23 protein-coding genes and 1 riboswitch are annotated in these 20,090 nt (G+C 72.3%); of the genes, 16 read left to right on the forward strand and 7 right to left on the reverse strand.

Annotated features, from left to right (window positions below; genetic code table 11):
• Nucleotides 1–42 precede the first annotated feature (42 nt).
• Both dnaJ and AB0F98_RS27475 read left to right on the forward strand, forming a co-directional pair.
• Nucleotides 43–1,188, forward strand: coding sequence for a molecular chaperone DnaJ (gene dnaJ, locus AB0F98_RS27470; protein WP_175649306.1), 1,146 nt, complete (start codon nt 43–45; stop codon nt 1,186–1,188).
• A 153-nt stretch (nt 1,189–1,341) separates the two neighbouring features.
• Nucleotides 1,342–2,076 (forward strand): 16S rRNA (uracil(1498)-N(3))-methyltransferase, encoded by a 735-nt coding sequence (locus AB0F98_RS27475; RefSeq protein ID WP_357740978.1) that lies wholly within the window; start codon nt 1,342–1,344, stop codon nt 2,074–2,076.
• Nucleotides 2,077–2,103: 27 nt separating this feature from the next.
• Here the strand turns inward: AB0F98_RS27475 and AB0F98_RS27480 are convergent, their stop codons facing one another.
• Entirely contained in the window at nt 2,104–2,865 is a 762-nt protein-coding gene (locus AB0F98_RS27480; protein WP_357740981.1) for an SDR family oxidoreductase, read from the reverse strand.
• A gap of 91 nt (nt 2,866–2,956) precedes the next feature.
• On the opposite strand from AB0F98_RS27480, the gene AB0F98_RS27485 reads away from it, so the two are divergent.
• From AB0F98_RS27485 to AB0F98_RS27525, 9 genes are all read left to right on the forward strand, one after another.
• Nucleotides 2,957–3,316 (forward strand): histidine triad nucleotide-binding protein, encoded by a 360-nt coding sequence (locus AB0F98_RS27485; RefSeq protein WP_357740984.1) that lies wholly within the window; start codon nt 2,957–2,959, stop codon nt 3,314–3,316.
• Nucleotides 3,313–4,689 (forward strand): serine hydrolase domain-containing protein, encoded by a 1,377-nt coding sequence (locus AB0F98_RS27490; protein ID WP_357740987.1) that lies wholly within the window; start codon nt 3,313–3,315, stop codon nt 4,687–4,689. The genes AB0F98_RS27485 and AB0F98_RS27490 overlap by 4 nt, the downstream gene beginning before the upstream one ends.
• 225 nt (nt 4,690–4,914) lie before the next feature.
• The gene (locus AB0F98_RS27495; protein WP_350793502.1) at nt 4,915–5,976 is read left to right on the forward strand and encodes a PhoH family protein; all 1,062 of its coding nucleotides are present in this window, start codon (nt 4,915–4,917) and stop codon (nt 5,974–5,976) included.
• A gap of 14 nt (nt 5,977–5,990) precedes the next feature.
• Nucleotides 5,991–6,464, forward strand: a complete 474-nt coding sequence (ybeY, locus tag AB0F98_RS27500; RefSeq protein ID WP_076473311.1) for an rRNA maturation RNase YbeY — start codon at nt 5,991–5,993, stop codon at nt 6,462–6,464.
• On the forward strand, nt 6,440–7,849 hold the full coding sequence (locus AB0F98_RS27505; RefSeq protein WP_357741077.1) for a hemolysin family protein: 1,410 nt from the start codon (nt 6,440–6,442) through the stop codon (nt 7,847–7,849). The genes ybeY and AB0F98_RS27505 overlap by 25 nt, the downstream gene beginning before the upstream one ends.
• Nucleotides 7,842–8,228, forward strand: a complete 387-nt coding sequence (locus AB0F98_RS27510; RefSeq protein ID WP_357740991.1) for a cytidine deaminase — start codon at nt 7,842–7,844, stop codon at nt 8,226–8,228. The genes AB0F98_RS27505 and AB0F98_RS27510 overlap by 8 nt, the downstream gene beginning before the upstream one ends.
• Complete coding sequence (locus AB0F98_RS27515; RefSeq protein WP_357740994.1) at nt 8,225–8,353, forward strand: hypothetical protein; 129 nt, start codon at nt 8,225–8,227, stop codon at nt 8,351–8,353. The genes AB0F98_RS27510 and AB0F98_RS27515 overlap by 4 nt, the downstream gene beginning before the upstream one ends.
• On the forward strand, nt 8,350–9,261 hold the full coding sequence (gene era, locus AB0F98_RS27520) for a GTPase Era (protein WP_357740997.1): 912 nt from the start codon (nt 8,350–8,352) through the stop codon (nt 9,259–9,261). Before AB0F98_RS27515 ends, era begins: the two co-directional genes overlap by 4 nt.
• A 234-nt stretch (nt 9,262–9,495) precedes the next feature.
• On the forward strand, nt 9,496–10,599 hold the full coding sequence (locus AB0F98_RS27525; protein ID WP_357741000.1) for an acyltransferase: 1,104 nt from the start codon (nt 9,496–9,498) through the stop codon (nt 10,597–10,599).
• Here the strand turns inward: AB0F98_RS27525 and AB0F98_RS27530 are convergent.
• On the reverse strand, nt 10,586–11,485 hold the full coding sequence (locus AB0F98_RS27530) for a DUF4097 family beta strand repeat-containing protein (protein WP_357741003.1): 900 nt from the start codon (nt 11,483–11,485) through the stop codon (nt 10,586–10,588). The two genes, AB0F98_RS27525 and AB0F98_RS27530, sit on opposite strands and share 14 nt — an antisense overlap.
• Before the next feature lie 102 nt (nt 11,486–11,587).
• On the opposite strand from AB0F98_RS27530, the gene recO reads away from it, so the two are divergent.
• The 4 genes from recO (at nt 11,588) to AB0F98_RS27550 (ending at nt 13,850) form a co-directional block, all read left to right on the forward strand.
• Nucleotides 11,588–12,388: a DNA repair protein RecO gene (recO, locus tag AB0F98_RS27535; protein WP_357741006.1), complete on the forward strand. Its 801-nt coding sequence runs from the start codon at nt 11,588–11,590 to the stop codon at nt 12,386–12,388.
• 39 nt (nt 12,389–12,427) lie between these two features.
• Nucleotides 12,428–13,210 (forward strand): isoprenyl transferase, encoded by a 783-nt coding sequence (locus tag AB0F98_RS27540; RefSeq protein WP_357741080.1) that lies wholly within the window; start codon nt 12,428–12,430, stop codon nt 13,208–13,210.
• Between the two features lie 112 nt (nt 13,211–13,322).
• On the forward strand, nt 13,323–13,508 hold the full coding sequence (locus AB0F98_RS27545) for a hypothetical protein (protein ID WP_357741009.1): 186 nt from the start codon (nt 13,323–13,325) through the stop codon (nt 13,506–13,508).
• Between the two features lie 75 nt (nt 13,509–13,583).
• Nucleotides 13,584–13,850 (forward strand): thioredoxin reductase, encoded by a 267-nt coding sequence (locus tag AB0F98_RS27550; RefSeq protein WP_245828472.1) that lies wholly within the window; start codon nt 13,584–13,586, stop codon nt 13,848–13,850.
• Between the two features lie 188 nt (nt 13,851–14,038).
• On the opposite strand, the gene gndA is transcribed toward AB0F98_RS27550, so the two are convergent.
• From gndA to AB0F98_RS27575, 5 genes are all read right to left on the reverse strand, one after another.
• Nucleotides 14,039–15,481, reverse strand: a complete 1,443-nt coding sequence (gene gndA, locus AB0F98_RS27555) for an NADP-dependent phosphogluconate dehydrogenase (RefSeq protein ID WP_357741012.1) — start codon at nt 15,479–15,481, stop codon at nt 14,039–14,041.
• 109 nt (nt 15,482–15,590) lie between these two features.
• Nucleotides 15,591–15,887 (reverse strand): MTH1187 family thiamine-binding protein, encoded by a 297-nt coding sequence (locus AB0F98_RS27560; RefSeq protein WP_357741015.1) that lies wholly within the window; start codon nt 15,885–15,887, stop codon nt 15,591–15,593.
• Between the two features lie 114 nt (nt 15,888–16,001).
• Complete coding sequence (locus AB0F98_RS27565) at nt 16,002–16,805, reverse strand: energy-coupling factor transporter transmembrane component T (RefSeq protein WP_357741018.1); 804 nt, start codon at nt 16,803–16,805, stop codon at nt 16,002–16,004.
• Nucleotides 16,802–18,262 carry an ABC transporter ATP-binding protein gene (locus tag AB0F98_RS27570; RefSeq protein ID WP_357741083.1) on the reverse strand — a complete coding sequence of 487 codons (1,461 nt, stop codon included), beginning with the start codon at nt 18,260–18,262 and terminating at the stop codon, nt 16,802–16,804. Before AB0F98_RS27570 ends, AB0F98_RS27565 begins: the two co-directional genes overlap by 4 nt.
• 127 nt (nt 18,263–18,389) lie before the next feature.
• Nucleotides 18,390–18,980, reverse strand: coding sequence for an ECF transporter S component (locus tag AB0F98_RS27575; protein WP_357741021.1), 591 nt, complete (start codon nt 18,978–18,980; stop codon nt 18,390–18,392).
• 76 nt (nt 18,981–19,056) lie between these two features.
• Nucleotides 19,057–19,161, reverse strand: a riboswitch (TPP riboswitch).
• Between the two features lie 73 nt (nt 19,162–19,234).
• Here AB0F98_RS27575 and AB0F98_RS27580 point away from each other — a divergent pair.
• Entirely contained in the window at nt 19,235–20,065 is an 831-nt protein-coding gene (locus AB0F98_RS27580) for an alpha/beta hydrolase (RefSeq protein WP_357741024.1), read from the forward strand.
• Nucleotides 20,066–20,090: the final 25 nt, after the last annotated feature.

A 20,090-nucleotide genomic window follows, 5' to 3' on the forward strand; every position in this document is an offset into this window, starting at 1 on the left:
GCGGCCGGCGCAACGCAAACGAACATGAGGACACGGAACGCAGTGGCCAGGGACTACTACGGCATTCTCGGCGTGAGCCGGGACGCCTCCGATGACGAGATCAAGCGCGCCTACCGCAAGCTCGCGCGCCAGTTCCACCCGGATGTCAATCCGGACCCGGAGGCACAGGAGAAGTTCAAGGACATCAACGCCGCGTACGAGGTCCTCTCGGACGACCGGAAACGGCAGATCGTCGATCTCGGCGGCGACCCCCTCGCGCCTGGCGGGGGCGGCGCCGGTGGCCCGGGTGGTGCCGGGGGAGCCGGCCCGTTCGTCGGCTTCCAGGACATCATGGACGCCTTCTTCGGCGGTGCCGCCGGCGGTTCGCGGGGGCCTCGGCCACGTACCCGGCCGGGTGCCGACGCGATCCTGCGGCTGGAGTTGGACCTGCACGAGACCGCGTTCGGTGTCGAGGCGCCGATCACCGTCGACACCGCCGTCCTCTGCACCACCTGCTCGGGCGCCGGCACCGCGGCGGGCACCCACCTCGCCACCTGCGAGGCGTGCGGTGGCCGCGGCGAGGTGCAGTCCGTGCAGCGCACCTTCCTCGGCCAGGTGGTCTCCGCCCGGCCGTGCACCGTCTGCCAGGGCTACGGCACCACGATCCCGCACCCCTGCCCGACCTGCGCCGGTGACGGCCGGGTGCGTACCCGTCGTTCGCTCACCGTGAAGATCCCGGCCGGCGTCGAGGACGGCATGCGGATCCGCCTGGCCCAGCAGGGCGAGGTCGGCCCCGGCGGCGGCACCGCCGGTGACCTCTACGTGGAGATCCACGAGCGTCCCCACGACGTCTACTCCCGCAAGGGCGACGACCTGCACTGCCGGGTCACCGTGCCGATGACCGCGGCGGCGCTCGGCACCCGGCTGACCATCAAGACGCTGGACAGCGAGGAGACCGTCGACGTCAAGGCCGGTACCCAGCCGGGCAGCACGCTGCGGCTGCGCGCCCGCGGCGTGCCGCACCTGCGCGGCACCGGCCGGGGCGATCTCTACGTGCACCTCGATGTGCGTACGCCGAGCAAGCTCGACGCCGAACAGGAGCGGATGCTGCGCGAGTTCGCCAAGACCCGGGGCGAGGAGGTCGCCGAGCTGACCAAGCAGGGCGGCTTCTTCTCCCGGATGCGCGACGCCTTCAACGGTCACGCCTGACACGTCGGCCGGCCCGCCCGGTCCGGGCCCGGTCCGCCACCGTCCGGGCCTGAGACGCCGGCTGATTCGTCGGTGAGTCCGTCCGAGGCCGGCCGGGGCGGAGACTGCCGCCTGACCGTTCCGGCCGGTGCCGCGGCGGTTAGCCTGTTGACCGTGTCCGCCCCGCTCTTCCTCCTCGAGTCGCTGCCCACCGCCGACACGCTGACCCTCGACGGCCCGGAGGGCCACCACGCGGCCACTGTGCAGCGGTTGCGGGTGGGTGAGGAACTGCTGCTCGCCGACGGCAAGGGCGGCACCGCCACCGCCGTGGTCACGGCCGTCGGCCGGGGCAGCCTGGAACTCGACGTGACCTCCCGGGGGTACGTCGACGCGTCCGTCCCGCGGCTGGTCGTGGTGCAGGGGATCGCCAAGGGGGACCGGGGCGAGTTGGCGGTGCAGGCAATGACCGAGGTCGGGGTGGACGAGATCGTGCCCTGGGCGGGGTCCCGCTCGGTGGCGCAGTGGCGCGGTGACCGGGGCGTACGGGCCCGGGAGAAGTGGGTCGCGACCGCCCGGGAGGCCGCCAAGCAGGCCCGGCGTTCGTGGCTGCCGGTGGTCGCGGGGGCTCCGGACGAGTCGACGAACCAGGTCGCCCGGCGCATCGGCGGGTCCGCCGCCGCGTTCGTGCTGCACGAGGAGGCCGACGAGCGCCTCACCACCGTGGACCTTCCCGACGCCGGCGAGATCGTGCTGGTGGTCGGCCCCGAGGGCGGCATCGCTCCGGCGGAGGTGGACGCGTTCGCCGCCGCCGGTGCCCGGCCCGTACGCCTCGGCCCCTCCGTGCTGCGTACCTCGACGGCCGGGGTCGCCGCCCTCGCCGTCCTCGCCACCCGCCTCTCCCGCTGGTGACATCCGTGTCCCGAGGCGGGGCGGGGGTCAGCTGCGCAGGTACGAGGCGCCGTTCAGGTCGACGATGGTGCCCGTCGCCCACTCGGCCTCCGGAGAGGCGAGCCAGTGCACCGCGGCGGCGATCTCCTCGGGGCGGGCGACCCGGTTGAAGGGGCTCTGTGCCCGTACCGCCACGCCGCGCTCAGCCTTCAGGTGCTCGTTGGTCATGTCGGTCTCCACGAAGCCGGGCGCGACCGTGGCCACCGCGATGCCGTACGGCGCGAGCGCCACGGCCAGCGACTGACCCGCCGCGTTCAAGCCGGCCTTGCTCGCCCCGTACGCCGGGTTCGCCGGCTCGCCGCGGAACGCGCCTCGGGAGGAGACGTTGACGATCCGGCCGCCCCGGTCGCGCATGTGCTGGGCGGCACACCAGGCGGCGTTGGCCGCGCCGAACAGGTTCGTGTCGAGCACTTCACGCCAGCGCTGCCGCCACTGCTCGTAGGTGCTCTCGAAGACCGGGTGCGGTGGGTCGGCGGGTCCGAAGGTGCCCGCGTTGTTGACCAGCACGTCCAGCCCGCCGAGCAGGCCCGCCGCCTCGTCCACCATCGTCCGTACCGCGTCCGGGTCGGCGAGGTCGGCCCGTACCACCACGTGTCCCTCGCCGGGCAGTTGCGCCCGCAGCTCCTCGGCCAGCTCCGCCGAGTCCCGGTGGTGGATCGCCACCCGGTCGCCGCTGGCCGCGAAGGCCTTCACCACCGCCCGCCCGATGCCGCGCGAGCCTCCCGTCACCAGTACCGCCCGTGAAGTCACGCGGCCATCCTGCCGCACCCGCCTCCGGGGGCGGGAAGCGGTCCTTCCCATGGCAGGGCATCGACGAGGGGCTCTTCCTTACACTGCCCGGATGGGATCAGACTGCCTGTTCTGCCGCATCGTCGCCGGGGAGATCCCGGCCACCGTCGTCCGGGAGACCCCCAACACCCTCGCCTTCCGCGACATCAACCCGAAGGCGCCGGTGCACGTGCTGGTGATTCCCAAGGAGCACTACGCCGATGTCGCGACGCTCGCCCAGGGCGACCCGGCGCTCGCCGGCGAGGTGCTCGCCACGGCGTCCGCGATCGCCGACGACGAGGGCCTGCTCGGTGACGGTTTCCGGCTGATGTTCAACACCGGGGCGTACGGCGGCCAGGAGGTCTTCCACGTGCACGCGCACCTGCTCGGTGGGGCGCCGCTGGGCCCGATGCTCGCCCGGGACCTCGCGTGAACGCGGTGCCGGACCGGCTGGAGCGGCTGGTGCGCCAGACGCAGGCACACCTCCGGATCCCGGCGGTCTCGGCGGCCCTGCACCGGGCCGACCGGCCGCTCTGGACCTGCACGGTCGGCGGTACGGGTAACGACAGCCCGCTCGGTCCCCGGACGCAGTTCCGGATCGGCTCGGTCACCAAGACGTTCACCGCCGTGCTGACGCTGCAGTGCCGGGACGACGGTCTGCTCGACCTGGACGACCCGGTGGGCCGACACCTCGACCTCCCCGCGCACGGCGAGTTGACCGTACGCCGGCTGCTGTCCCACACCGCCGGGCTGCAACGTGAGCCGTACGGCGACGTGTGGGACACGCTGCGCGCACCCGGCACCGACCAGCTCCTGGCCGACCTGGCCCGGGCGGAGCGGGTGCTGCCGTCGGGCCGCCGCTACCACTACTCGAACCTCGGCATGGCGCTGCTCGGGCAACTGGTCGGCCGGCTGCGCGGGGGAACGTGGGCCGAGGTGCTGAGCGAGCGGGTGCTGCTGCCGCTGGGGCTCACCGACACCACGGTGAGTCCGGGTCCGGCGGCCGCCACCGGCTTCCTGGTCGACGCCTACTCGGACGAGGCGCACCCCGAGCCGCCGACCGACTTCGGTGCGGTGGGGCCGGCCGCCCAGCTTTGGAGCACCGCCGGGGACATGGCGCGCTGGGCCGCCTTCCTGGCCGATCCGGCCGCAGTCGAGCCGGCCGGTACGGTGCTCGCCCCGGCCACGCTCGACGAGATGCGCTGGCCGGTGACGGTGACCGACGAGAACCTCTGGGCCGGTGGCTTCGGGCTGGGCCTGATCCTGGTGCCGCAGGGCGATCGGGTGATGCACGTGGGGCACGACGGCGCGATGCCGGGTTTCCTGGCCGGCGTCTACGGCAGACGCGGCGGAGCGGGCACTCCCGGCGCGATGGGCTGCGCCGTCCTGGTCTCGTCCGGCAGCGCCTCCGAGGCCCTCGACCTGCCGCACCGGCTGCTCACCGCCGCGGTCGAGCACGATCCGGCGGAGATCGAGCCGTGGCGGCCGGGCCCGCCGGCTCCGGCACCGCTGCGCGGCATGCTCGGCCGCTGGTGGGGCGAGGGCTACGAGTACGTCTTCTCCTGGCACGACGGGTCGCTGCGGGCCCGCGGCGCCGGCGATCCGCCCGGCAAGCCGCCGGCGGTCTTCGCGCCGCTGCCCGATCAGCCGGACGTGTTCCGGACGGTCTCCGGCCGGGAGGTCGGTGAGCTGCTCCGGCTGAGCCGGGACGAACGGGGGACGGTGGTGCGGATGCACTGGGCCACCTACCGGTTCACTCGCAACCAGGAGACGTTCGACCGGTTCGATTTCCGCGCCGACAACTGACCCGCGGGCGGCGCAGGACGGGTTGGTCCCGTTCTGCGCCCCCTTCGGCTTCTTCACGTCTTTTGTCGGTGTTGGTAGGCCGTGCGCGTGCCACCTCAGGGCGGGGAAATGCGCACGATGCCGCCCGTGTTGAACCGATACGATGGGTGGAACGTCCGTACGCCGCGCCAACAGGGCCGGCGCCGAGATCGAGAGCAGGTGGCACAGGGCCCTTCGGCCCGATCTATGACCGGCACCCCACCTCCCGGCCCGCCCCAGGTGCAGACCCGGATCACCGTCCCCGATCCGAAGATCATGGTCAACCTGCTCGGTGCGGGTGACGAGATCCTGCGACTCGTCGAACGCTCGGTCAACAGTGACGTGCACGTCCGGGGTAACGAGATCACCATCTCCGGTGCGCCCGCGGACAACGCCCTCGCCGAGCGCCTCTTCACCGAGCTGCTCGAACTCATCGAGAAAGGCGAGACCCTGACCACTGACGCCGTCAGGCGTACCGTCGGCATGCTCGAGCAGGGCAGCGCCGAGCGGCCCGCCGACGTTCTGACGCTGAACATCCTCTCCCGGCGCGGCCGCACCATCCGTCCGAAGACCCTCGGGCAGAAGCGCTACGTCGACGCCATCGACTCGCACACCATCGTCTTCGGCATCGGCCCTGCCGGCACCGGCAAGACCTACCTGGCGATGGCGAAGGCCGTCCAGGCCCTCCAGGCCAAGCAGGTCAACCGGATCATCCTCACCCGGCCGGCGGTCGAGGCGGGGGAGCGGCTGGGCTTCCTGCCCGGCACGCTGAACGAGAAGATCGACCCCTACCTGCGCCCGCTGTACGACGCGCTGCACGACATGCTCGACCCGGACTCGATCCCGAAGCTGATGGCCGCGGGCACGATCGAGGTGGCGCCGCTGGCGTACATGCGTGGTCGGACGCTGAACGACGCGTTCATCATCCTCGACGAGGCGCAGAACACCACGCCCGAGCAGATGAAGATGTTCCTCACCCGGCTCGGCTTCAATTCCAAGATCGTCGTCACCGGTGACGTGACCCAGGTCGACCTGCCGGGCGGGACGACCAGCGGTCTGCGCGTGGTACGGGAGATCCTCGCGAACGTGGAAGACGTCCACTTCGCCCAGTTGTCCAGCTCCGACGTGGTTCGGCACCGGCTGGTCGGCGAGATCGTCGACGCGTACGCCCGCTGGGACGCCGAGCGGGAGAACCAGCAGGCGCAGGGCGTGCACGCCGTACCGGGGCGGACCGCCCAGGGTGGCGGCCGGTCCGGTCGCCGCCGCTAGATCAGGGGAAACAGTTGTCCATCGAGATCGCCAACGAGTCCGGTGTCGAGGTCGACACCGACGCCGTGCTCGCCGTCGCCCGGCACGCCCTCGACGAGATGGGGGTCAACCCACTCGCCGAGCTCTCCGTGCTGCTGGTCGACGTCGACTACATGACCGAGCTCAACCACCGCTGGATGGGTGGCGACGGGCCGACCGACGTGCTCGCCTTCCCCATGGACGAGGGCAGCGTCGACCACGGCCCGGGCGAGAGCGCCCCGGCCGGCGGTGAGCCGGCCCTCCTCGGCGACATCGTGCTCTGCCCCGATGTCGCAGCCAAACAGGCGGCCACCGCCGGTCACTCGACCGCCGACGAGCTGCACCTGCTGACCGTGCACGGGGTGTTGCACCTGCTCGGGTACGACCACGCGGAACCGGAGGAGGAGCGGGAGATGTTCGCGCTCCAGGCCCGACTGCTGTCCAGCTGGCGGTCGAGCCGGTCACAGTGATGTCCGCCCAGGCCTCCACAGCCGCCGCCGGCCTGCCGGACGTGCAGCTGCTCGTCTTCGCCGCCGGTCTGGTGGTGCTCGCCGGGCTGATCGCGATGACCGAGGCGGCGCTCGCCGCGGTCTCGCCGGCGCGGGCCGCCGAACTGGCCCGTGACGGCGCGCGCGGCGCGCGTACGTTGCAGGCCGTCGCCGGTGACGTGGTCCGGCACCTCAACCTGCTCCTGCTGCTGCGATTGCTCGCCGAGCTGACCGCCACCACGCTGGTGGCGCTGGTCGCGGTGGACACCTTCGGCGCGGGCTGGCGGGCGGCGCTCGTCACCGCCGGCGCGATGACCGTGGTCAGCTTCGTGGTGGTCGGGGTGGCCCCGCGGACGCTCGGCCGGCAGCACGCCTACGTGGTCGGCCGGGCGGTGGCCCCGCTGGTGCGCTGGCTGGGGCGTGCGCTCAATCCGCTCGCCTCGTTGCTGATCCTCATCGGCAACGCGGTGACGCCGGGGCGCGGCTTCCGGGAGGGCCCGTTCGCGACCCAGATCGAGTTGCGCGAGCTGGTCGACCTCGCGGAGCAGCGCGGTGTGGTGGAGCACGGCGAGCGGCAGATGATCCATTCGGTCTTCGCGCTCGGCGACACCATCGCCCGCGAGGTGATGGTGCCCCGCACGGAGATGGTGTGGATAGAGGGGAGCAAGACGCTCTCGCAGGCGCTCGCGCTCTTCCTCCGCTCGGGCTTCTCCCGGATCCCGGTGATCGGCGAGAGCGTCGACGACGTGCTCGGCGTGCTCTACCTCAAGGACCTGATCCGTCGGGTGCGCGGTGGCGATCCGGCGGCCGAGCAGATGCCGGTCTCGGAGCTGATGCGCCCGGCGACCTTCGTGCCGGAGTCGAAGCCCGTCGACGACCTGCTCTCCGAGATGCAGGCGGCCCGTAACCACCTGGTGATCGTCGTCGACGAGTACGGCGGCACCGGCGGCCTGGTCACCATCGAGGACATCCTCGAGGAGATCGTCGGCGAGATCACCGACGAGTACGATGTCGAGCGCCCGCCGGTCGAGCGACTGGAGGACGGGTCGGTGCGGGTCACCGCCCGGCTGCCGGTGGAGGACCTGGGCGAGCTGTTCGACATCGAGTTGCCCACCGACGAGGTGGAGACGGTCGGCGGCCTGCTGGCCCAGTCGCTGGGTCGGGTGCCGATCCCGGGAGCCCGGGTCGAGGTGGCCGGCCTGCGGCTGGTCGCCGAGGGCACCACCGGCCGGCGCAACCGGATCGACACCGTGCTCGTCAGCCGGGTCGAGCCGACAGAAGTGCAGGAGAACCCGGGGCGCGGCGACCGAGCCGAGTCCCGGGGCGATCAGAACCAAGTCGAGGAGAGGCAACCCGCCGATGCCTGAGTCGCCCACCGTGCCCGCGGCGCGGCCGACCCCGTCCGCCGTGCCGGAGCTGAGCGCCGAGGACGCCAAGCTGGTCGTCCTGGCCCGGGGGGCCCGTGGCCGGGTGGGAGCCGTGGAAGGTGCGGCGGTCCGCGACCAGGACGGCCGGACGTACGCGGCCGCCAGCGTGGCGCTGCCCTCGCTGACGCTCACCGCGCTCCAACTCGCCGTCGCCTCGGCGGTGGCCGCCGGCGCGACCCGGCTGGAGGCCGCCGTGGTGGTGACCGAAGCCTCGACGCTGGACGGCGCCGGGCACGCCGTGGTCCGCGACCTGGCCGTCGACGCGCCGATCCACGTGGCCGCGCCGGACGGCACGGTCCTCGGCACGGTGCTCCAGTGAGCGATCGAACCATCGGGCACGGCAGCGAATCGCCGGAACGCGTCGCCCTCGTCGGCGAGCGAACCGGCAGCAACGGAATCCGGGCGCTGCGCGCCCGCGAACAGCGGAACGGGGCGGTGGCGTGAACGCGACGGGCGTACGAGACCCGGAGGAGCGTCCCTACCGGGCCGGCTTCGCGTGCTTCGTGGGACGACCGAACGCCGGTAAGTCGACCCTGACCAACGCGATCGTCGGCCAGAAGATCGCGATCACCTCGAACAAGCCGCAGACCACCCGGCACGTCATCCGGGCCGTACTGCACCGGCCGGACTCGCAGCTCGTCCTCGTCGACACCCCGGGGCTGCACCGTCCCCGTACGCTGCTCGGCGAGCGACTCAACGACCTGGTCCGCCAGACCTGGAGCGAGGTCGACGTCATCGGGCTCTGCATCCCGGCCGACGAGGCGATCGGGCGGGGCGACCGATTCATCAGCGGCGAGCTGGCCGAGCTGAAGGCGACCGTGCTGGCCGTGGTCACGAAGACCGACCTCGTGGATCGCAAGCGTCTCGCCGAGCAGTTGCTCGCGGTCAGCGAGCTGGGCGAGTTCGCGGCCGTGGTGCCGGTGAGCGCCGTCTCCGGTCACCAGATCGACACCCTGGTCGACGTGATGACCGGGTACCTGCCCGTGTCTCCGCAGCTCTACCCGGACGACATGCTCACCGACGACCCGGAGCAGGTGCTCGTCGCGGAGCTGATCCGGGAGGCGGCGCTGGAGGGGGTGCGCGACGAGCTGCCGCACTCCATCGCCGTGGTGGTGGAGGAGATGATCCCCGAGGGGCAGCTCGTCCGGATCTTCGCCGACCTGTACGTCGAGCGGCCCAGCCAGAAGGCGATTGTGATCGGTCACCGGGGCAGCCGGCTCAAGGAGGTCGGCACCAACGCCCGCCGCCAGATCGAGGAGCTGCTGGGCACCCGGATCTTCCTGGACCTGCACGTACGGGTGGCAAAGGACTGGCAACGCGACCCGAAGCAGTTGCGCAAGCTCGGCTTCTGAGCGTTTCGTCCAGCGTCCCTGCTCAACGTCAACGATCAGCCGGACGGCCGCGCCGTCCGGCTGATCAGCATCGGTCGAAAGTCGATCAGATACTGGCTGGACGGGGCGATACCTTGATCCGACTCGGTCGGGCGTATGGGGAGTTTCACCTCCGAGCGGGGCGTGCGGCCGTTTGCCGGTGACACGGCGGAGGGTAGGAGTCATCCGTCGCGCCCCCAAGACAGATGCAGGCTGATGCGAAACAGATACCTTGACCTGCTCCGCTTCCTCGCCATCGTTCGAGTCGTCGTCTACCACGTCACCGGTCTCGCCTCGCTGACCCTGGTCTTCCCGGCGATGTCGGTGATGTTCGCGCTGGCCGGCTCGCTGATGGCCGCCTCGCTGGACCGGTCCGGTCCGACGGCCGTGCTGCGCCGCCTGCGCCGCCTGCTGCCGTCGCTCTGGGTGCTGGCCGCTGTCTTCGTACCGGCGATGCTGCTCACCGGGCTGCCACTGACACCACGGGTGCTGCTCTGGCTCTTCCCGGTCTCGGATCCACCCGCCAACGGGTGGGGTGCGTTGGCGCTGAGCCCGATCTGGTACCTGCGCGACTACCTGTGGTTCGTCTTCGCCTCGCCGATCGCGCTCTGGCTGTTCCGTCGGGCCCCGCTGCCGACCCTGCTGGCCCCGTACGTGCTGCTCGCGGTGATCGAGTCGGGGATCTGGCCGAACGCGCCCGGCCCGTTCCGGGAGTTCGGCCTCTACTTCGGCGCCTGGATGTTGGGGTTCGCGCACCACGCGGGCATGCTGCGTCGGCTCGCCAACCGGGTGCTCGTTCCGGCCGTGCTGCTGCTCGCCGCGGCCGGTGGCGCGTGGATCCTCACGCATCCCGGCCCCCGTGGCTTCGACCTCAACGACAACCACCTCGGCAACGCCCTCTGGTCACTGGCGTTCATCCTGGTCGTGCTCGGCCGAGGGCCGTCCGGTGCGGCGTGGGTCGACCGCAACGCCCTCTTCGGGCGGGTGGTGACCGTGCTGAACCGGCGGGCGCTGACGATCTACCTCTGGCACATGCCGTTCGTGGTGGGGCTCACCCCACTGTTCGACGGGGTGGGCTGGTCGCACGAGGATCCGCGCGGGCTGGCGATCCGGGTGGTGCTGGTCTTCGCCCTGGTCGGCGTGGTGACGCTCGCCGTGGGATGGGTGGAGGACATCGCGGCGCGGCGGCGGCCGGAACTGCTCCCGGGCCGCCGTCGGACGGCAACCCGTACCGGGCCGCCGTCGTCCTCGACCGGCAACCGGGTGCCCGCACAGCGCGGCGCCCCGGAGTCGACCACGGCGGAGGTCACCGCTGGCTGAGGTTGACGTCGCCGCTGCGGGTGCTCACGTCGAGTACCAGCTTGGCGGTCGGGTCGTCGGTGACCGTGACGTTTTCGTCGCCGGAACTGGCGCTGGCCCGGACCTGGTACGGGCCGGGAGGCACGACGAGGTTGACCTCGCCGCTGCTCGCGTGCGCCCGGACCGAGGCGGCCTTCTCCAGCTCCAAGGTCACGTTTCCGGACCTGGCTTCGGCGTCCACCTCGCCCTGTAGCCGGCGGGCCGAGATGTCGCCGGAGGAGACGCGCAGGGTGAGCGGACCGCTCGCCTCGGACACCTCGATGTCGCCGGAGCTGGCCTCCAGCCGTACCGGGCCGGTGGTGCCGGTGAGGTGGACGTCCCCCGAGCGGACCTGCAACTCCACCGCCCCGACCCGGGTCAGTTCGACGTCGCCGGAGCGGCTCTCGCCCCGAACGGCGACACCCTCGGGGGCGGTCACCTCGTACGACACGCTGCACCGGGACCCGCAGTCGGTGTCCAGCACCAGTTCGCCGCCCTTGATCTCGTACTTCGCCTTCGGCTCGGCACCCTGGTAGCGCACCACCCGCTTGATCCGTACCTCGGACGCCGTGCCGGTGGCCCGCACGATCACGTCACCCGAGCCGGGAAGCACCCGGACCGTGGTGATCCGGGCCGCCTCGGTGTTGTCGAAGTCCAGGCGCCGGTACGACAGGTTGTCGCACCCGGTGAGGAGGATCAGGGTGGCGGCGGCACCGACCGCGACGGGGGCGACGGCACGGCGGCGGCTGGCGCGAGCGGCCCCGCCGACGTGGCCACCGGTCCGACCGCGGCGGCGGGTCGGGTCGGCGGGCCGGCTGTGCGAGGCGGCACCGGAGTGAGCGGAGCCGCCGGAAGGCTGAGCGGTCATGGCGAGCACGCTACGGCCGGTACCGCCCGAAACGCATCGGGGATCCTTCGCCGCGGCACCCCGAAGGAACCCTGATTTCGCACCCCGAGGGAGAATGGCGAGATGGCCGGGTACCGCCGACAGCTCTACCGCGACGACGCGGTGGTGCTGCGTGTGCAGAAGCTCGGCGAGTCCGATCGGATCATCACACTGCTCACCCGACGGCACGGCCGGATCCGCGCGGTGGCCCGGGGCGTGCGGCGCACCACCAGCAAGTTCGGTGCCCGGCTGGAGCCGTTCGGGCACGTGGACCTCCAGCTCGCCGGGGACCCGAAGGGCAACCAGGGCAGTTCGCTGCACACGGTGAGCCAGGTCGAGGGGATCGACCTGTACGGCAAGCGGTTCCTCGGCGACTACCCGCGCTACACCGCGGCCAGCGCCATCGCCGAGACGGCCGAGCGGCTCACCCCGGTCGAGCGGGAGCCGTCGCTTCGGCTGTTCCAGCTCACCCTCGGTGCCCTGCGCGCGCTCGCCGAGGGCAGCCACGCCACCACCCTCGTGCTCGACGCGTACCTGCTGCGGGGGATGGCCCTGGCCGGCTGGGCGCCGGCGCTAGTCGCATGCGCCGTCTGTGGCACGCCCGGGCGGCATCGGGCCTTCTCCGTCCCGGCCGGCGGCATCGTGTGCCCGGACTGCCGGCCGCCCGGCGCGGCCCATCCGGCGCCCGCCACCATCGATCTGATGTTCGCGCTGAGTAGTGGCGACTGGCGGATCGCCGACGCCACCGAGGCCGGGGTACGCCGGGAGTGCAGCGGCCTGGTCGCGGCACACCTGCAGTGGCACCTGGAACGCGCGCTACGCTCGCTCCCGCTGGTAGACCGGGGTGCTCCGGTACCTGGCGCCGATAGCGTGAACAGGGAGTAGCAGGTGATCCGATCTTTGAGGGCCGGTCGGCGTGAGCCGGTGCCACCCACACCACACCCGTCCGGTGCTCGTCCGCCCGCGCTGCCGGCGGACGCGGTGCCACGGCACGTCGCAGTGGTGATGGACGGCAACGGTCGGTGGGCCAAGGAGCGCGGGCTGCCGCGCACCAAGGGCCACGAGGCGGGGGAATTCTCCCTCTTCGACACGATCGAGGGCGCCATCGAGATGGGCATCCCCTACCTGTCGGCGTACGCCTTCTCCACCGAGAACTGGCGACGATCGCCGGAAGAGGTCCGCTTTCTGATGGGCTTCAACCGTGACGTGATCCGCCGCCGCCGTGACCAACTGGTCGACCTCGGCGTACGGGTGGTCTGGTCGGGCCGGGCGGGGCGGCTCTGGAAGAGCGTCATCTCCGAGCTGCAGACCGCTGAGGAGATGTCCCGCCACAACTCGACGCTCACCCTCCAGTTCTGCGTGAACTACGGCGGGCAGGCGGAGATCGCCGACGCGGCGGCGGCGATCGCCCGTGAGGTGGCCGCCGGCCGGCTCGATCCGTCCAAGGTCAACGAGAAGACCGTGGCGAAGTACCTCTACCACCCGGAGGTCCCCGAGGTGGACCTGTTCCTCCGCCCGTCCGGGGAGCAGCGGACCTCCAACTTCATGCTCTGGCAGAGCGCGTACGCCGAGCTGATCTACCTCGACACGCTCTGGCCGGACTTCGACCGCCGGCACCTCTGGTACGCCTGCGAGCTCTACGCGCAGCGCGACCGGCGCTTCGGTGGCGCGCTGCCCAACCCGGTCGCCCCGCCCGCCCAGAGCTGAAACCGGCTCCTCCGGGCGGTCCGCACCGCTTCGAGCCAGCCACCGGAAGGCTTACTTCGCCGTCACGCTGGGTATCCGTCTCCTCAGGAGCCACTGAGAGAGGTGAACCCACATGATCCAGAAGCGCATCGCCCAGTGGGCGCTGATGGCGATCGCCGTTCCGGTGGCGGCAGCCGGCGCGCGTCAGCTCAGCCGCAAGATGGAGGCCCGGCGCGGCCCTTCGAGAGTGAGCCGGCTGCTCAACCAGGGCGCGGACAAGCTACGCCCGCAGAAGGCCAAGCGCCGCCGCTTCTGGTGATCGCCGCGCCCTACCCCGCTGCGGCGTTGGCGGGGTGGTGCGGGTCGGCCCCGCCTAGGATCGGAGGCGCGGGGCGTGTCGCGGGGGTACGCCCCCGACGCGGGGGTGGTCATGCGGGATCTCCGGTACGAGATGACGGCCGCGCTGGCTGTCGCGGACCTGGTCGACGCCGCGCAGCGGGAACGGGTCGCGGACATCTGCGCCGACGTCGCCGAGCGTTACTGCGCGGAACTCGGTCACACCCCGGCCATCCGTTCCGGTGAGATCGGCGAGCTGGCCCAGGGGGAGCCGGCCGCCGGTTGGGCGCCCACCCCGGCGGAGGAGACGCAGCGCGCCTGGTGACGTGGGCCTGCTATCACCCCGCCGCCCGCTCGGCGGCCGCCCGTTCCTCGGCGTTGGCCGGGAGCAGTTCTCTCGGTGAGCCTGATACCTGAGAGGCATAATTATGCCGCTGAGGTATCAGGCTCATTCTGAGATGCCGGTCCCCGCCGGGCATGGCAGGGGTCACCCCCAGCCGGCGGCGCCGCGAATCAGGCCTCGACTTCGGACCGGTCGCCGGCCCAGAGGGTGTGGAACGTGCCTGCCCGGTCGACCCGGTGATACGTGTGCGCTCCGAAGTTGTCCCGCAAGCCCTGGATCAGCGCGGCCGGCAGCCGCTCCGCGCGCAGCGCGTCGAAGTAAGCCAGTGACGAGGAGAACGCCGGAGCCGGCACCCCGGCCCGGGCCGCTTCGGCCACGACCCGGCGCCAGCTCGGCACGCCCGCGCTGACCGCCTCGGCGAAGTACGGCGCCACCAGCAGCGTGGGCAGGTCGGGCTGCTCGTCGTACGCCTCGCGGATGCGGTCCAGGAACCGGGCGCGGATGATGCAGCCGCCCCGCCAGATGGTGGCGGTGCCGCCCAGGTCGATGTTCCAGTCGTACTCGCGGCTGCCCGCGCTGATGTGGTCGAAGCCTTGCGCATAAGCGACGATCTTGGAGGCCAGCAACGCCCGGCGGACATCCTCGACGAACGTGTCGCGGTCTTCGACCTTCAGCTTCGCGCCGCCACCGGGGAACGCCCGTCGGGCCGCCTCACGCTGGTCGGCGTGCCCGGAGAGCGAACGCGCGAACGTCGCCTCGGCGATGCCGGTGATCGGGATGCCCAGGTCGAGCGCGCTCTGCACGGTCCACCGGCCGGTGCCCTTCTGTTCCGCCTGGTCGCGCACGAGGTCGACGAACGGGCGGCCGGTGCTGGCGTCGGTGTGCGCCAGCACGTCGCCGGTGATCTCGATGAGGAAGGACTCCAACTCCCCGCGGTTCCAGTCCCGGAAGATCTCCGCGAGCTCCGCCGGCTCGGCGCCCAGACCGGCCCGCAGCAGGTCGTACGCCTCGGCGATGAGCTGCATGTCGGCGTACTCGATGCCGTTGTGCACCATCTTCACGAAGTGGCCGGCGCCGTCCGGGCCGATGTGCCGGCAGCATGGCACCCCGTCGACCTGGGCGGCGATCTTCTCGAAGATCGGCCCGAGCTTCTGGTACGACTCCTCGGAACCGCCGGGCATGATGCTCGGCCCGTGCAGGGCGCCCTCCTCGCCGCCCGACACGCCCGTGCCGACGAAGTGCAGCCCGTGTCGCCGCAGCGCCGCCTCCCGGCGTTGGGTGTCGGCGAAGTGCGCGTTGCCGCAGTCCACCACGATGTCGCCCGGTTCCAGCAGCGTGGCCAGCTCGTCGATGACGGCGTCGGTCGGCCCGCCCGCCTTCACCATGACGATCACCGCGCGGGGCCGTTCCAGTGCCGCGACGAAGTCGGGCATCGACTCGGTGGCCACGAACGTGCCCTCGTCGCCGTGTTCGGCGATGAGGCTGCGGGTCCGTTCCGGCGTGCGGTTGTGCACCGCCACCCGGAACCCGTTGCGGGCCAGGTTGCGGGCCAGGTTGCGACCCATCACCGCCAGCCCGGTAACGCCGATCTGCGCCTTCGCCTGCTCGGCCATGTGCGGCCACCTCTCACCGTCGCTGTTCGCGTTTCGAACTTATCGCGACGGACGGCGACGGGTACCAGTGATCGTGATCCCGTCACCGTGGGTAGGGGAGCGCCTTCGATCAGCCCTCGGCGAGCCGGGCCTCGATCCGGTCGACCTTCCCGGTGAGCGCGTCGGTGACCCCCGGCCGTACGTCTGCCTTGAGCACCACGCTGACCCGCGGCGCGCGCTCTGCGACCGCGTCCACGGCCCGCTTCACCACCGCCATGACCTCGTCCCACTCGCCTTCGATCGTGGTGAACATGGCGTCGGTCCGGTTCGGCAGGCCGGACTCGCGGACCACCCGGACCGCGTCCGCGACGAGGTCGCCCACGGAATCGCCGACGCCGAGCGGGGTGATCGAGAACGCGATCAGCATGGAGCGATCCTAATTCGGGTGCGCGTACGCCCGCATTCCCTCCCACCGCCGTCGCGTGTCCCGCCCCAGCCGATGACCGGCCGGGCCGAGCGACCGCGCGACCGTGCTTCCCGGTCAGCCGATCAGGGGGCGGAAGGTCCCGATCATGATGCTGGTGGTGAGGGCGGCCGCGGCCAGCGCCACCGCACCGACCACGAGCCACGCGTCGGCGGCGGTGAACCGTTGGCGGCGGGCGACCGTACGCGGAATGCCGGCGTCGAACCCTCGCGCGTCCATCGCGACGGCGAGCCGGGTGCCCCGCCGGATCGCCCCGACCAGCAGGGCGAACGCGGTCGATACGAAGAGCCGCAGCTTCGCCACCGGGTTGCGTCCGGCGTCCACCCCGCGTGCTCGGCGGGCCATGCTGATCGCCTGCCACTCATGCCCGAGCAGCGGCACGAGACGGAACGCGGCCAGCGCGCCGACCGCGAACCGCGCCGGTGCCTTCGCGTTCTGGATCAGCGCGTCGGCCAGGTCCGTCGGGTCGGTGGTGGCGAACACGATCACGCCGGGCAGCGCCACCGCGAACATCCGCAGCACCAGGCCGAGCGCGGTCAGCAGCACGCCCGAGGTGACCACGACCGGACCCGCCTCGAACAGCAGCCGGCCGGAGCGCTCGGCCGCGAAGAGCACCAGGGTGACCACGATGCCGACCGCGCTCACCAGCAGCGGCCAGGCGCGGCGGGCCAGCACCCGGTAGCGGATGCCGAAGAGCGGCAACGCCAGCAGTTCGACGGCGATAGCGATCGCCGGGGCGACCGGGTCGAGCGTGGCGACGAGGACGAACGAGAAGAGCAGGGCCGCGGCGAGTTTGGCCACCGGGTTGCGCCGGGCCAGCGGCGCTCCGGGGACGGCGACGACCGGTTCGAGGTTGATCACGAGGACTCCCCGGTCGAGGCCGCCGGCCCACCGTCGGCCTGCACGGGGCGGGTCAGCGTGACCTGCCGGTCGGCCAGCGCGGCGACGAACTCCGCGTCGTGGGTGACCGTGACGACACCGTGCCCGGCGTCGCGCAGGTCGGCGAGGAGGTCCACCAGCTCCAGCCAGGTCCGCCGGTCCTGGCCGAACGTGGGCTCGTCGCAGATCAGCAGCCGGGGCGCGGTGGCCAGGGCCGTCGCCACGCTCAACCGCCGCGCCTCACCGCCGGAGAGGGTGTACGGATTGGCGGCCGCGAGCGCGGTCAGCCGCAGCCGGTCGAGCAGCCCGTCCACCGTGGCGCGGACCTCCGCCTCGGGCCGGCCGGTGCGGCGCGGGCCGAGCGCCAACTCGTCGAAGACCGTGCCGGTGACGAACTGGTGCTCCGGGTCCTGGAAGACCGAGCCGATCCGGGTGGCCAGGGCCGGGGCGCGCCATCGATACGGGGGAGTGCGGGCGTCCCGGCCGGCCAGCTCCGCGCTCGCGGTGACCGTACCGATGCCGGGCCTGAGCAGCCCGCCGAGGAGCAGCGCCAGGGTGGACTTGCCCGCCCCGTTGGGGCCGAGCACGGCGAGCGCCTCGCCCGCGCGTACGGTCAGGTCGGTTTCGGCCAGGCGGGGCGGCAGGCCGAGCCGATCGGCGGTGAGCAGCGCCTCGCCGGGCGCGGCGGCCGCGCGGCGCGTCGGCACGGTGCGGCCCGGCACCCAGACGCCCTCGGCGGCGAGTGCGTCGCCGTGCGCGTCGAAGACCGCTTCCGGCGTTCCGTCGGCGCGTACCCCGCCGCCGGGTTCCAGCACCACCACCCGGTCGACCAGGGGCAGCGCCTCGGCCACCCGGTGTTCGACCAGGATCAGCGTCGTGTCGGCGTCCAGCGCGCTGGCGACCGCCGAACGCACCAGCGCCGCGCCGGCCGGGTCGAGGTTGGCGGCCGGCTCGTCGAGCAGCAGCAGCCCCGGTCGCAGCGCGAGCGCGCCGGCCAGCGCCAGCCGCTGCTGTTCGCCGCCGGACAGTTCGGCGGTGAGCCGGTCCCGGCGGTACGGGAAGCCGACCCGGCGCAGCGCCTCGTCGACCCGGGGCCAGATCTCGTCGGTCGGCACGCCCCGGTTCTCCAGCCCGAACGCGACGTCGTCGCCGCAGCGGGCCATCACCAGTTGGCTCTCCGGGTCCTGGAAGACGATACCGACGCGTTCCCGGGCCTTACGCGGGTCGAGTCCGTCGATCTCGACGGTGCCGCTCTGCTCGCCCGAGTCCTCCGGCAGCAGCCCGGCGAGCGCCGCGAGCAGGGTGCTCTTGCCGGCGCCCGAGGGGCCGAGCAGCAGCACCCGCTCGCCGTGCTCGATGCGCAGGTCGACGCCGCGGACCGCCCACCGCTTCCGCCCGGCGTGCCGCCACCCGAACCCCCGCAGCGTCACCGCGCCCACCGCAATCACCCCTCTCCATCTTCCGGCCGAGTCCCCACCCCCGTGATCATGAAGTTGTTGCCGGATTCGACGGCGTGTCGCGGCAATAACTTCATGATCAACGCGCGGGTGGGGGTCGTGGCTGGGGTTAGATCGCGGCGCGTTCGCGGCCGACGGGGAAGCGGTCCAGAGCGCCGGTGTTCGCCAGCGCGCGGGTCAGCGCCCAGCCGCCGACGCCCGCCACGATCGTCGCGCTGACGACGGTGAGCAGGGCGTACGGGAGCCGGTAGCTCGCCAGGTCGGTCTCGGTGTTCCAGTAGACGAAGTCGAAGACCGCCGCGCTGACGCCGGTGAGCGCGCCGGCCAGCACCGCCGCCGGCAGGCGGAACGAGCGGTACCGGAACGCCGCGAAGGCCAGTTCGGCGCCGATGCCCTGCATCACGCCCTGGACGATCGTGATGCTCGCCCACTGGCTGCCCAGCAGCGCGGACAGGATCGCGGCCACCGTCTCGCAGTAGAGCGCGGCACCGGGCTTGCGGATGACCAGGCCACCGAGCACGGCCGGGACCAGCCAGACGCCGTAGATCAGCGTCTGGGCCGGTGGGAAGAAGGCGAACGCCGCGTCGGTGGCGCTCCAGACCAGGTTCCAGGCCCAGAAGATGACGCCGAAGGCGACGGCGATCACCGACGCGACGACGATGTCGATGGTTCGCCAGCGATTGGTGTCGTTGCTTTTCATCTGTTTGCTCCCAGTTCAGCCGCAGGAACCAGGAGAAGACGCACGCCGCGCCCGGTGGTCACCGGACGGCGACGCGGCTGGAGGTCGACCGAACTCCCTGCGCTGGCATTACCCAGATCAGGTTCGAGGGTCTGCGGGCGTGCCCGCACTCTCAGCGCTGTGCGCTCCCCTGTCGGATGTGAAATTGATACGGAGACGCTAGCACCGTGGGCAGGGGCCGGGCCATGCCGCCCGACCTGGGTAGGCTGCCGATCATGCGCATCGACGCCCGTGGTCTGGAGTTCGTGGTACGCGCCGGCGGCCCGGAGGGCGGCGAGCCCGTCCTGCTGCTGCACGGCTTCCCGCAACATGGCGGAGAGTTCGACGAGGTGGTGCCGGCTCTGCACGCCGCCGGGCTGCGCACGTACGCCCCCGACCAGCGCGGCTACTCGCCCGGCGCCCGGCCGGCGGAGGTCGAGGCGTACCAGCTGCCGGAACTGGTGGCCGACGCGGTGGCGCTGCTCGACGCGCTGGACGTCGAGGCGGCGCACCTCGTCGGGCACGACTGGGGCGCCGCCGTCGCCTGGGCGGTCGCCGCGGCGCACCCCGAGCGGGTCCGGACGCTCACCGCCGTCTCGGTGCCGCATCCGGCCGCGATGGCGTACGCGCTCGCGCACGACCCGAAGCAGCAGGCCCGCTCGTCGTACATGGTGCTGTTCCGCCAGGCCGGGAAGGCCGAGAAGGCGCTGCTCGCGCTGCGGGCGGCAGGGTTGCGGCGGCTCCTTCACGGCGTCGGCGAACCGGCCCGGGTGGCGGCGTACGCGGAGCCGATGCGCGAGCCCGGCGCACTGACCGGGGCGCTGAACTGGTACCGGGCGATGTCGGGGGCTGCGCTGGGCGCCGTCGGGCCGGTGACCGTGCCCACCACGTACGTCTGGAGCGACGGCGACAACGCGATCGGCCGGGGCGTCGCGGAGATGTGCGCGCAGCACGTGACCGGCGACTACCGCTTCGTGGAGCTGCCCGGGGTGAGCCACTGGATCCCGGACGAGGCGCCGGCGCCGCTGGCCGAGGCGATCCTGACCCGGGTACGCGGCACGGCCTGAGCGGGCGTACGCGGCCCGGTGGGGA

It is taken from the genome of Micromonospora sp. NPDC023737 (assembly GCF_040639715.1).
GTDB lineage: Bacteria > Actinomycetota > Actinomycetes > Mycobacteriales > Micromonosporaceae > Micromonospora.

Bases quoted from the DNA above. Each gene is read 5' to 3' on its own strand.
- AB0F98_RS27545 (WP_357741009.1), top strand. From the start codon at position 13,323: ATGATCCAGAAGCGCATCGCCCAGTGGGCGCTGATGGCGATCGCCGTT.
- AB0F98_RS27510 (WP_357740991.1), top strand. From the start codon at position 7,842: ATGCCTGAGTCGCCCACCGTGCCCGCGGCGCGGCCGACCCCGTCCGCC.
- AB0F98_RS27485 (WP_357740984.1), top strand. From the start codon at position 2,957: ATGGGATCAGACTGCCTGTTCTGCCGCATCGTCGCCGGGGAGATCCCG.
- AB0F98_RS27495 (WP_350793502.1), top strand. From the start codon at position 4,915: ATGACCGGCACCCCACCTCCCGGCCCGCCCCAGGTGCAGACCCGGATC.
- AB0F98_RS27560 (WP_357741015.1), bottom strand. From the start codon at position 15,887: ATGCTGATCGCGTTCTCGATCACCCCGCTCGGCGTCGGCGATTCCGTG.
- AB0F98_RS27525 (WP_357741000.1), top strand. From the start codon at position 9,496: ATGCGAAACAGATACCTTGACCTGCTCCGCTTCCTCGCCATCGTTCGA.
- recO (WP_357741006.1), top strand. From the start codon at position 11,588: ATGGCCGGGTACCGCCGACAGCTCTACCGCGACGACGCGGTGGTGCTG.
- gndA (WP_357741012.1), bottom strand. From the start codon at position 15,481: ATGGCCGAGCAGGCGAAGGCGCAGATCGGCGTTACCGGGCTGGCGGTG.
- AB0F98_RS27580 (WP_357741024.1), top strand. From the start codon at position 19,235: ATGCGCATCGACGCCCGTGGTCTGGAGTTCGTGGTACGCGCCGGCGGC.
- AB0F98_RS27575 (WP_357741021.1), bottom strand. From the start codon at position 18,980: ATGAAAAGCAACGACACCAATCGCTGGCGAACCATCGACATCGTCGTC.
- AB0F98_RS27530 (WP_357741003.1), bottom strand. From the start codon at position 11,485: ATGACCGCTCAGCCTTCCGGCGGCTCCGCTCACTCCGGTGCCGCCTCG.